Source organism: Desulfosalsimonas sp. (assembly GCF_055149105.1).
The window spans coordinates 15,335-27,600 of record NZ_JBSRLA010000052.1 but is presented as its reverse complement, the minus strand read 5'-3'; the positions used below and the strand labels follow the sequence as shown (position 1 = coordinate 27,600).

The 12,266-nt window shown below is 54.5% G+C and carries 10 protein-coding genes; all 10 read left to right on the top strand.

Annotated features, from left to right (window positions below; genetic code table 11):
- Positions 1 to 306, top strand: a 306-nt coding sequence (locus tag ACTCIA_RS12535) for a DUF362 domain-containing protein (RefSeq protein WP_463002154.1), incomplete at its 5' end; no start/stop codon positions are given.
- A 191-nt stretch (positions 307 to 497) separates the two neighbouring features.
- Complete coding sequence (gene resB / locus ACTCIA_RS12530; RefSeq protein ID WP_463002153.1) at positions 498 to 1,901, top strand: cytochrome c biogenesis protein ResB; 1,404 nt, start codon at positions 498 to 500, stop codon at positions 1,899 to 1,901.
- A 38-nt stretch (positions 1,902 to 1,939) separates the two neighbouring features.
- Positions 1,940 to 2,773, top strand: coding sequence for a c-type cytochrome biogenesis protein CcsB (ccsB, locus tag ACTCIA_RS12525; protein ID WP_463002152.1), 834 nt, complete (start codon positions 1,940 to 1,942; stop codon positions 2,771 to 2,773).
- A gap of 176 nt (positions 2,774 to 2,949) precedes the next feature.
- The gene (gene qrcA / locus ACTCIA_RS12520) at positions 2,950 to 3,588 is read left to right on the top strand and encodes a menaquinone reductase multiheme cytochrome c subunit QrcA (RefSeq protein ID WP_463002151.1); all 639 of its coding nucleotides are present in this window, start codon (positions 2,950 to 2,952) and stop codon (positions 3,586 to 3,588) included.
- 61 nt (positions 3,589 to 3,649) lie between these two features.
- On the top strand, positions 3,650 to 5,920 hold the full coding sequence (locus ACTCIA_RS12515) for a molybdopterin-containing oxidoreductase family protein (RefSeq protein ID WP_463002150.1): 2,271 nt from the start codon (positions 3,650 to 3,652) through the stop codon (positions 5,918 to 5,920).
- Between the two features lie 45 nt (positions 5,921 to 5,965).
- Entirely contained in the window at positions 5,966 to 6,787 is an 822-nt protein-coding gene (qrcC, locus tag ACTCIA_RS12510; protein WP_463002149.1) for a menaquinone reductase iron-sulfur cluster-binding subunit QrcC, read from the top strand.
- A 31-nt stretch (positions 6,788 to 6,818) separates the two neighbouring features.
- Complete coding sequence (gene qrcD, locus ACTCIA_RS12505) at positions 6,819 to 8,057, top strand: menaquinone reductase integral membrane subunit QrcD (protein ID WP_463002148.1); 1,239 nt, start codon at positions 6,819 to 6,821, stop codon at positions 8,055 to 8,057.
- A gap of 30 nt (positions 8,058 to 8,087) precedes the next feature.
- Positions 8,088 to 8,258 carry a hypothetical protein gene (locus tag ACTCIA_RS12500; protein WP_463002147.1) on the top strand — a complete coding sequence of 57 codons (171 nt, stop codon included), beginning with the start codon at positions 8,088 to 8,090 and terminating at the stop codon, positions 8,256 to 8,258.
- Positions 8,259 to 8,390: 132 nt separating this feature from the next.
- Positions 8,391 to 9,719, top strand: a complete 1,329-nt coding sequence (gene murA / locus ACTCIA_RS12495; protein ID WP_463002146.1) for a UDP-N-acetylglucosamine 1-carboxyvinyltransferase — start codon at positions 8,391 to 8,393, stop codon at positions 9,717 to 9,719.
- Between the two features lie 6 nt (positions 9,720 to 9,725).
- Complete coding sequence (locus tag ACTCIA_RS12490; protein WP_463002145.1) at positions 9,726 to 12,236, top strand: DNA internalization-related competence protein ComEC/Rec2; 2,511 nt, start codon at positions 9,726 to 9,728, stop codon at positions 12,234 to 12,236.
- The last annotated feature ends 30 nt before the right edge of the window (positions 12,237 to 12,266 follow it).

Sequence of the window (12,266 nt, the reverse complement as noted above, 5' to 3'; positions counted from 1 at the left end):
ATAAAATATCCCGGCAGAAGTCGTCAACGGGTCAAGGCTGTAAAGCCAATATTTTCTGTGATTTCAGGTATCGAAAGTTATCGCAAAAGAGCCACACCCGATTTAAACCGCTACCGGCAGCCGGATCTGAGCCTGGTTGACGCCTCGGTGGGCATGGCCGACTCCCACCTGGGCGGGCGGCAGTGCGATCCGCCGGTTAAAAAACTCATCGCCGGGTTTGACCCGGTGGCCGTGGACCGGGCCGCAGCCGGTCACCTGGGTCTGAACTGGCAAGACATCGGCCATCTCAAACAACCAACTTCATAAGCGCCCGGATGACAAAACCAACCAACGATGCCCGGCTTACAGCCAAATAAAAAAATGCCGCCAACTTTCCGATCGCTATTGCCTGGGGCGGACGGATCTGGTATGAGGTGGCAAACCGACGCGAAACAAATCCGCCATGCGCCTGTTGCATCCGGACAAGCGCTTGATTCAATTTTTGCAAAGGGCCTTTTATGAACAACCAGAAACACGCTTCAACCGCTCCGGCCGCCTTCGTGGACCGGATCTGGGATTTTTTCGCCTCAGTACGGCTTTCCGTGGTGCTGCTGCTGAGCCTGGCAGCCACATCCATTATCGGCACGGTCATTCCCCAGAACGCGGATCCGTCCCTATACGCCCGCAAGTTCGGGCCGGATCTTTATTCTGTGCTCGATGCGCTCAGCATCTTTAACATGTACCAGTCCTGGTGGTTCAGGCTGCTGTTGTGCCTGCTTGTCATCAATCTGGTGGTCTGTTCAGTGCGCAGGCTCAAAGCCACATGGAAAGTCATTTTCCCCAAAAAAACCCACTTCAACCCGGATCGGTTCAAAAAGGCCGCCGGCCGCATCGAATGGCAAGTGCCAGACACCCCGGCCGGGGAGTTGAAAGACACCATTGAACAATACATGCAAAAACGCTATTCCCACGTGCAGACCCGGCAGGAGAACGATTCCTGGTGGATCTTCGGGGAAAGGGGCCGGTGGACCCGCCTTGGGGTTTACGGCGTTCACCTGAGCGTGGTCCTGCTGGTTATCGGAGGACTGATCGGATCTTTATTCGGATTTGAGGGGATGATGAACGTACCCGAGGGTGAGACCCGCCGGAGCATTACCCTGCGCAATTCCGATGAGACCCGGCAGCTGGATTTTTCCGTGCGGTGCGATGATTTCACGGTTTCCCACTACCCCTCCGGCCGGCCAAAGGAATACCGCTCAGACATCGCCATCATTGAAAACGAAAAAGAGGTTGAAACGCACCGGCTTCGGGTCAATGATCCGCTCCGCTACAAGGGCATCAACATTTTCCAATCCTCCTACGGACAAAACGCCGCTGAAAAATTTACAGTGGTATTTACCGACACCGATTCCGGGATGCGGTTTGAAAAACAGGGGGCCATGGGAGAAACAGTGGATCTTCCCGCAGGTAAGGGGGAATTGACTGTGGAGGATTTTTCCGGCAATTTTGCTTTCAGGGGCCATAATGTGGGTCCGGCGTTTCTGGCAAGTCTGAATCCGTCATCCGGAGAGCAGCGGCCGGTGCTGCTGCCGGTGAACTATCCCAAATTCGACCGGATGCGGGGAGGAGATTATGCCATATCCATTGAAGATGTGGAGTATACCTACTACACCGGCCTTCAGGTGACCCGGGACCCCGGGGTTCCGCTTGTATATATCAGTTTCGCCCTGATGATTCTGGCCTGTTACGTGACATTTTTCATGTTTCAGCAAAAAATCGGCATTGAAGTTCAGGACAGTGACACCGGTGTACGGGTTGCAGTCGGGGGCATCTCTGAACGCAAACGGCCCGGCATCAGAACCGCAGTGCGCCGCCTGGCTGCAAAGCTTCAAAAACAAACAAACCAAAGCACTGCGGGATAACCGCGTGCCAAACGGTCAAATACTGCACAGGACAAACCATGCCAAACAGCGAAACCATATTTACCATTGTCACTTTTATATATGGCCTGGCCTTTATTCTCTATGTTGCCGCCTGGATATTTAAAAAATCCCTTCCGGGAAAAACAGCCACAGGAGTGCTGATCGCGGCGGCTGCGGGCAATTCCGCAGGCTTTGTGCTCAGATGGGCGGAATCCCACCAGATGGGCTACGGCTATGTACCCTTGTCCAACCTGTATGAATCCCTGGTGTTTTTTGCTTTGTGCATCGCCGTGATTTACCTGGTGATAGAATACCGCTACAAGGTCCGCACCATTGGCGTCTTTGCCTCCATTGTCCCGTTTCTGGCCATGGCCTATGCCTCGCTGCCCTCGGTGGACAGCCAGATCCAGCCCCTGATTCCGGCCCTGCAAAGCAACTGGCTCATTGCCCATGTTATCACCTGCTTTCTGGGATATGCCGCATTTGCCATTGCCTGCGGTATCAGCATCATGTATTTGATCAAATCCGCATCAGCCAGCCCGGACACCGGAACCGTGGGACGATTTCCGGACGCGGACACAATGGATGAGCTCACTCACCAGATGATCGCCTTTGGTTTTTTGTTTCTGTCCGTGGGTATTATCACCGGCGCCATCTGGGCGGATCAGGCCTGGGGCCGTTACTGGGGCTGGGATCCCAAGGAAACATGGTCACTGATTACCTGGCTGATCTATGCCACTTTGCTGCATGCCCGGTTCATGCGGGGCTGGGAGGGAAGGCGCATCGCCTATCTGTCATGTCTCGGATTTGTGGCGGTTTTGTTTACCTACTTCGGGGTCAACCTGCTGCCCGGGCTGCACAGCTACCAATAAGCCATGTACTGCCTGCGCGCAGAACGCATTTGCTATTTTCATTGACAATTTTGCTCAAACCCGATATTGGATTTGTCTTGATCAAATCTGTTCCGGATCTTTACATATATCCATTATAAGAAAGAGTGGTATTGTCCATTTTCCGATGAACCCCAAACAGTTTTGACGGAGTCCCCATGAGCACACAATCGGACAACCAAACGGCCGCCGCCGGCAACCGCTCCTCCGGCTGGGTGGTATTTGTTTTCTTCATGATCGGATTGGTCGCAAGCATCATCTCGGGATGGGTCGCCTTTCCAAAACTGCTGTACTCCACCAAGCAACAGCCCATCGATTTCAACCACCAGGTCCATCTCGAGCAGATGGGCGGCCAGTGCAACGCCTGCCATTTCTTCAGAGAAGACGGCAGTTTTTCCGGATCTCCCACCCTGGAAGAATGCAAAAGCTGCCATATGTACCCCATGAGCGGCAATGAAAACGAACAAAAATTCATAGACGAATATGTCAACCAGGACAAGGAAGTGCCCTGGCTGATCTATGCCGAGCAGCCGCCCTGTGTGTTTTTCTCTCATGCCGCCCATGTCAAGGGCGCGGATATGCAGTGTGCCACCTGCCACGGGGATATCGGACACTCCACCTCCCTGCGCGAATATCAGGAAAACCGGCTTACCGGCTACAGCCGGGACATCTGGGGCAAAAGCATGCTGCGCCTGGGCGAGGCCGAGCATGGCCGCCACCAGAAAATGAACGACTGCGCTGAATGTCACCTGAAAGAAACCGGCAGCAAAGGCGACTGCTTTCAGTGCCATAAATAGACTTTGCGGGAAACACCAATCTCACAGACGCGATGTGGATATACAGACAAGGGGTAGATTCATGAAAATCGATCGCAGATGTTTTTTGTCGCTCGTCATCGGCGGAGCCGTGGGGACAACATTGACCCCGGTGCCATGGAAACTCACCGACGACATCGCCATCTGGTCCCAGAACTGGCCCTGGACGCCGGTACCAGAAGACGGCCCGAGCAAATTCGTAAAATCGGTCTGCACCCAGTGTCCGGCCGGATGCGGCATAACGGTCCGCACCATCGGCGACAGGGCCATTAAAATCGAAGGCCAGCCCGATCATCCGGTCAACAACGGCAGTCTATGTCCAAGGGCCATTTCCGCCACCCAGCACCTCTACGGCCCTTCCAGAATCCAGGGCCCCATGAAACGGGCAGGTGAGCGCGGCCAGGGCAAATGGGAAAAAATCTCCTGGGACGAGGCCATCAAGACGGTCACTGAAAAACTGGCCGAGCTGCGTACCCGGGGCAAACCCCACACCGTTGCATGCATTTCAGATACCGACAAAAACGGTTCATCATATCTCCTGGACCGGTTTTTACAGGCTTACGGCTCACCCAATTTCATCCGCACGCCCTCCTCAGCAGACGCTCAGGAACTGGCCCTGTACCTTTCCTGCGGCCGGCAGGGCACCATGGGCTATGATTTCAAAAATGCCGACTTTATCCTCAGCTTCGGATCAGCCCTCATGGACGGCTGTAATGCAGCCGGACAGATGATGTCGGCTTTCGGAGAGATGGACAAAAAATCCCGGCTGGTGCAGATCGAAGCCAGATTATCGGATACCGCTGCCAAAGCCGCACAGTGGGTGCCCGCCAAACCCGGATCCGAAACCGTTCTGGCCCTGGGCCTCGGCCATGTGATTGTCCGCGACGGGCTTTATAACAAAGCCTTTATTGACGACCACGGCTTTGCATTTGAAGACTGGCAGGATGATGCCGGAAATACACACCCCGGCTACCGCAGCCTGGTGCAGGACCACTCCCCGGACAAGGTGGCGAAAGTCACCGGATTGTCTGAAAAGGTTATTGAATCGCTGGCCCGCTCTTTTGCCCGGGCGCGTCGTCCCGTTGCTGTCAGCGGCCTTGGCAGTGCAGCTCCGGATAGCCTGGATCAGGCGCTTGCCGTATTTGCGCTAAACGCTTTGGCCGGCAATTTCCAGAAACCCGGCGGGGTTTTTCTCATTGATGAGCCCGATTATCTGAGCTGGACGGAAATGAAAATCGACAAGACCGCCTCTGCCGGCAACCAGCAGCCAAGGGTGGATGGTGCTGGATCTGAAAGATTTTCCCATACGCGCTACCTGCCAAACCGGCTGCCCGAAGCAATTAATTCGGCAAAAGGTGATTCTCCGGTCCAGGCCCTTCTTGTGGCCGGCGGCAATCCGCTCTATACACTGGCAGACACCCAGGCCGCCAAAAAGGCTTTTGAAAAAATTCCCTTTATCGTGAGTTTCTCCACTTTTATGGACGAAACCGCAGAGCAGGCCGACTTGCTGCTGCCTCATCCCCATTTCCTGGAAAGCTACCAGGATGTACCTACGCCCCACGGCATGTCCGAAACAGTGATCAGTCTGGCCCGGCCGGTTGTCAAGCCCCAATATGACACCCGTCCCACGGCCGACGTGGTCATCCAAATCGCCAAAAACCTTGGCGGTTTTATTGAAAATGCCTTTCCCTGGAAAAATTACGAGGATTTTCTCCAAAAAAGCCTCTCGGATCAGTGGAAAACACTTGAAACGCAGGGATTTTGGAGCGATTCCAAGTCCCGGGATATCTCCCTGGATGAAATCTTCCGCACGTCTTCTCAACGGTTTGAATTTTTTCCAATGTCGAAGTTTGCGGCAATGAACGGCAATGGGGATGCCGGTGTTGAAAAAATCGAGCTGCCCGGCGACATTGCCAAGATGCCGCTGGTGCTGGTCCCGTACACTTCCATGCGTATTTCAGACGGTGCCGTGGCCAACACCCCCTTTATGACCAAAACATTGGATGCAAATGTGCTTCTGGAAAACGATGTGTTTGTTGAAATCAACCCCAAAACCGCATCCGAGTACGGACTTTCCCAGGGAGACAAGGCAACGGTAAAAACCCGGGCAGGCCAGGCCGAGGTTCGGGTCAACCTGTTCGAAGGTATCATGCCGGGTCTGGTGGCCATGCCCGCTGGTCTTGGACGCACCGGCTTCAGCGACTACATCGCCGGCAAGGGCGCCAATGTCTACAGCCTGGTTGCACCGGCGGTCGACCCCGCCTCGGGACTCAATGCCGCATGGGGGGCCAGAGCCGCGATTGCCAAAGCGTGATATCGCCATCATCCTTGACATATAACCCGATAATGAGGTCTTTTGATGACACAGCAACCCCAACATACCAAGACAAAACGATACGGGATGGTCATTGATCTGGACAAATGCACCGGATGCGGCGCCTGCATGGTGGCCTGTTATGCTGAAAACAACGTACCGTTCAGACAGGATGAATCCGACAAGATGCGGAGTCTCAACTGGATCCGGGTAATGAAGGTGGACAATGGCAAGCCGTTTCCGGACACACAGGTCTGCTACATTCCAATGCCCTGCATGCAGTGTGACGGCCAGCACATGCAGGGCCATTCTCCCTGCGTATCGGTCTGCCCGGCGGTGGCCACGGATTATGATCATCCCACCGGCATTGTCAGCCAGATCTATACCCGGTGTTTCGGCTGCCGCTATTGCATGGCCGCCTGCCCCTACCATGCCCGGAAATTTAACTGGTGGGATCCCAAGTGGCCCGCTGACATGGAAAAATACCTCAATCCGGATGTATCGGCCCGCATGCGGGGAGTGGTGGAGAAATGCTCTTTTTGCTACCACCGGTATCAGAAAGCCCGGGACAAGGCCTATGTGGAAGGCAGAGAGGAACTGCACGAAGATGAATACCAGACCGCCTGCGCCCGGGCCTGCCCCACCAATGCAATTACTTTCGGGGACCTGCACAATCCGGATCATGCGGTCTACAGCCTGAGCCGGAGCAAAAACGCCTTTCGCCTGCTGGAACGGCTCAACACCAATCCCAAGGTTTATTACCTGAGTTCAAAGAGCTGGGTCCGGCGAAAGGCAGATAATTACCTGGAAGGTGAAAACCCCGAAGAGATCCGGGAAAAAGCCCGCAAGGCAGCGGCAACCCATTAATTTTTACAAAACACCAAGGAGTTAACTGATCATGACGACACCAGCGATTCCCGAAGGTGTGAAACGATGCCCCACCAGACAATTTACACTGTGGCTGGCAGTAGTCGGCGCCGTGCTTTTGTGGGGCGTCTATGCCATGTTTCTGATATGGTACAAGGGCTTAAACCAGACCGGTATGAATGACGCCTATGGTTTTGCCCTGTGGATCTGGGCGGACCTGGCGGTAATCGCCCTGGGCGGCGGTGCCTTTTTTTCCGGTTTTCTGACCTATATCATCGGCAAAAAGGAACTCAAGAGCATCATCAATTATGCCGTGATTATCGGGTTTATCTGCTACAGTTCGGCGCTGCTGATCCTGGCTCTTGACATTGGCCAACCCCTGCGGGGATGGTTTATTTTCTGGCATGCCAATGTGCACTCCATGCTCACTGAGGTGGCCTTCTGCCTGTCGTGCTATTTTGCCGTACTCACCATTGAGTTTATCCCTCTGGTGCTGGAAAATCCCAAACTTGACCGAATCCCCTTCCTGCATCACTTAAGCCACAACATGCATGAAGTTATGGCCGTATTTGCCGCCACAGGCGTGTTTTTGTCCTTTTTTCACCAGGGTTCTCTGGGCGGTGTGGCCGGCGTGCTCTACGCCAGGCCCTTTGCCTATCGCGAGGGCCTGCTGATCTGGCCCTGGACATTTTTCCTTTTTACCTGGTCTGCTGCGGCAGTGGGCCCCTGCTTTACCATGCTGGTCACATGGCTGACCGAAAAAATCACCCAAAAGAGACTGGTCCGGCCGGAGGCCTTTCAGCTCCTGGCCAAGATCTCGGGATGGATGCTTCTGACCTACATGATTGCCAAGATCGCTGATACCTGGTACTGGGCCGCTGTGACAGCCCCTTCCAAGGGCTTTTCCCTCATGGACTTTTACTCCAACAACCCGGTATACGGGATCTGGATTCTCATTGCCGAACTGGTGATCTGCGGCATTGTGCCGGCCCTGATTTTAATCACCCGCAAGGGCCGGGAAAACAAAAGGTTGCTGGTGACCGCCGCCATTTTGGCAGTGCTGGGCGTCTGCATCAACCGCTGGGTCATGGTGCTCCAGGTCATGGCTGCACCGCTTCTGCCCTTCCAGGACTGGTACATGTACATTCCCACCTGGCAGGAAGTGGCCACAACCATCCTGCCCGTGGCATACGGGGCGATCCTGATCTCTCTGGCGTACCGGTATCTGCCGGTGTTTCCCCACGAAAAAGAACTCAACCCGGGCCAATAACCGCACCGGTAACAAAAGGAGCCAAATATTATGTTTCCGTTTGCATTTGAATGGGTATGGGATATTTCACATCTGGTCTTCATGGGCGGCCTTTGGTATGCCCTGAGCATCATCGGCGCCGGCATGACTTACTGCATCATCAAATCACTGATTGATACCGTCGCAGACGAGGCAGGAGAAGGCGGCCACGGGCATCATTAAAAATATTTCAACGCCCTGACCAGCTTTTTCCGGGGCGGAATTTTCACCAAAAAGCGCCGCACTCGCCCTGTTTTCAGGAATAAACCGGGTGCTCGGCGCTTTTTTTATATCCTTTCAAAAGGAGCTTTTGCGTTGGATGAAATCGTAATCCAGGGAGGCCGCAGCCTAAACGGTGATGTGAAAATCAGCGGGGCCAAAAACGCAGCCCTTCCCATGCTTGCCGCCTCCCTTCTGACCGGGGGGCAGTTTTGCTTTACCAATGTTCCGGACTTAAAAGACATTGAAAGCATCCGTCAGCTGCTTTGCACTATTGGTGCGGAAATCACCGAAACCCCGGAAGGGCTGATTGTGGATACCACAGGCCTCAATGATGTGGAGGCTCCCTACGAACTGGTGCGCAAGATGCGCGCCTCTGTCCTGGTGCTCGGCCCGCTGCTGGCAAGGCTTGGCCGGGCACGGGTTTCCCTTCCCGGGGGATGTGCCATCGGCGCAAGACCCATCAACATGCACCTGGAGGGCTTTTCCCGGCTCGGCGCCCGCATTACCCTGGAACACGGCTATGTACAGGCCGAAGCCGAATCTTTGACCGGCAGTGAAATCTTTTTTGACGTGCCCACGGTAACCGGCACTGAAAATCTCATGATGGCGGCTGTGCTGGCCAAAGGCACCACGGTTTTGCGCAATGCTGCACGGGAGCCCGAGGTTTCGGCCCTGGCAGACATGCTAAATGCCATGGGCGCCAGGGTATCGGGCGCAGGCACCTCCACCATTACCATTGACGGCGTGGACAGACTGTTTCCGGCCACGGTGCGTGTGATTCCCGACCGGATCGAGACGGGCACCTACATGGTGGCAGCCGCCCTGACAGGCGGGTGCATCCGGATTTTAGACGCGGATGCCCGGCATTTGAAAGCCGTGATTGCCAAGCTCAGAAAAACCGGTACAGATGTGGACACCAGCGACGGAACCATCACGGTCACGGGCCGCCGCCCTGTTGCCAGCGTGGATATCAAGACTCTTCCCTATCCAGGATTTCCCACGGACATGCAGGCCCAGTTTATGGTGCTGATGTGCATTGCCAACGGCCTGAGCATGATTTCGGAAACCATTTTTGAAAACCGCTTCATCCACGTTCTGGAACTCCAGCGCATGGGCGCTGATATCCAGGTATCCGGCAACCATGCAATGGTCCGCGGCACCGCCCGCCTGTCCGGGGCCCAGGTGATGGCCTCTGATTTGCGAGCAAGCGCCTGCCTGGTTCTTGCCGGACTGGTGGCCGAAGGCACCACCCGCATCAGCCGGGTTTATCATCTGGACCGTGGCTATGCCGCCCTTGAGGACAAATTCCGAAGCCTCGGGGCAGACATTGAACGGGTCCGGGAACGGGTCCGGCAAAACCCCAAAACCGCCGGTGGCGCCTGCAAGGAGCCGGCATCCGGCCGGACAGGACCGGAAAATTAGCATCCCATGGCAGGACGGGATTTACAAGACGGTCATTTCTACCGCCTGCCCCTGATTCCCCTTCTGTTTGCCTTCATTGCCGGCCTGATCACCGGCCGCCTGACTGCCTTGCCCTTTTTGCTCACCGGAGCCTGGGTTACTGCTGCAGCAGCCGGATTTGAACTGACCCGGCGGGTGACTTGTCACAAACCAGCACGCCTTTGCCCCCTTTTACTGTTTTTCGCACTTGGCGTGATCTCCATTGCCGCCTGGCAAACTCCTTACTTTCCCCCGCCTGAAACAAAGCCCCTTTTTGATGCAGGCTACATGGAAATTTGCGGCACAATTACCGGTCCGCCGCGGATCGAGTCCTTCCGCACCCGCTGCGTACTGGATCAATTGGAAATCACTGACAAAAAAAATGAGCTTCACCAACCTGCAGGCCGCATTCAGGCGGCTTTCTACGGAAAAACCCCGGAGTTGTCTCCGGGTGATCGTGTCCAATTCCGGTCCATAATCCGCATGTTTAAGAATTTCAACAATCCGGGCGGATTTGACTACAGGCAGTACATGGCTGACCAAAACATCTGGGCTGCGGTATATACAAGCGGAAAACGGGTGAAAAAAGCGCCGCCATCCACAGAAAAACCCGGTTTTGGAAATCAAATACACCGATTGAGAATCCGGCTGGATGAAACGATTGCAAACATAGGCGCCGATGATGCCGGGGCTGTACTCGCCGCCCTTGTGGTGGGCAAACGCCACAGGATTTCCCCTGAAGTGCAAAAAGCCTTTAACCGGGCTGGAGTCAGTCACCTGCTGGCCATATCCGGTCTCCATGTGGGAATTATTTCCGTGTGTGCATTCATGGTGTTTAAATGGATGATCAGTCGGTTCCGGATTTTTCTTTACACCGGCCTGGCCTTCAAGATTGCCGCAATGCTGACCCTGGTGCCTGTGATCAGCTATGCAATGCTTTCAGGACTTTCACCATCGACCCAGCGCGCCGTTGTCATGATTGGAATCTTTCTTGGGGCCATCACCCGGGCTGCGCCGTACCATCGCGTCAACACCCTTGCGGTGGCTGCTTTTGTCATCTGCATAATTCACCCGCCCGGCATTTTTTCCGTCTCTTTTCAGCTTTCCTTTGCCGCTGTATCCGCAATTTTTTACGGAATTCACTTGTTTTTCAAACCCGGTGCAGGCCATGAAAAAACGATTGCCTGGCTCATTAACCGGATCAAAAATTTTATGCTGATCTCGGTTTTCGCCATTGCCGGCACTCTGCCCCTTGTAATGCACCATTTTCAACAGGCCTCGGTTTTGGGAGTGATCGCCAATCTGATCCTGGTGCCCTGGATCGGGTTCGTAGTGGTGCCTCTGGGCCTGGCCGGCGCAATGATTTTTCCCGTTTCAGGCACCCTGGCCGGCTGGGTGCTGGCTTGCGCCCACTGGCTGCTGGATCCGGCTGTATCATTGATAAAAATGATTGCAAATTCACCGGTGGGCGCCTTTGAGACCTTTTCCCCAACAGTGCCGGAAGTGATCTGCGCATACGGACTGCTCGCAGGAATGGGGCTGATATGGCGGGGGAAAACCCCGAAAATCAGGAAACTGGCTGCCATCGGACTTGTACCGATTTTTCTGGTCTCTGCTGCAGATGCCGGATACTGGATGCACAAACGATTTTGGCATTCGGATCTGCGGGTTACGGTGCTGGACGTGGGCCAGGGCCATGCCTCACTGGTGGAATTTCCAAAGGGTTATACCATGCTCATTGACGGAGGCGGATTTTCAGACAATTCCATGTTTGACGTGGGCGCACAAATTCTGGCGCCCTACCTGCGGCAGCGCAAAATCGGAACCATTGATACGGTGGTATTGTCCCACCCGGATTCAGACCATTTAAACGGGCTGCTCTACATCTTAAAGCATTTTCAGGTCCATGAAGTCATCAGCACCCACATCCGTGCGGATACCAGCGGATACAAAAAATTTCAGGAAATCATAAACAAAAACCAAATTCCTCATCCGCCCCTGGATCGTGTCAATGCCGGCAGAAAAATTCACGGGGCACAATTTGAGATCCTTTTCCCGTACCCTGATGCCGAAATTGCGTGTGCGCCTTGCAACGGGGCCAACAACTGCGCCCTGGTGGTACGCGTAAGACACCATGGGAAAGCCATAGTGTTTCCAGGAGACATTGAGGCCTGCGCAGAAGGTCTGGTGGTCAAACAAGCAGGGGAAAAAGCAAAAGCCGACATATTGATCGCCCCTCACCACGGCAGCAAAACATCTTCAACATCCGGTTTCCTCGATGCTGTGGAGCCGAAAACCGTTATTATACCCGTAAGGGAGGGGCGGTATCAAATGCCGTCGCAATCCGTACTGAATCGGTATGAAAAGCGAAATATAAAAATTTTGCGCACAGACAGGCACGGGGCTGCCAGTATCCGGATTCATGAAGGGACACTGGAAATCCGGACAAAACAAAAGCCCCGGTTTAACCAAATGTTAAACCGGGGCCATAATTCCTGAATCCGGATTCAATTGCCTGACGACATCATG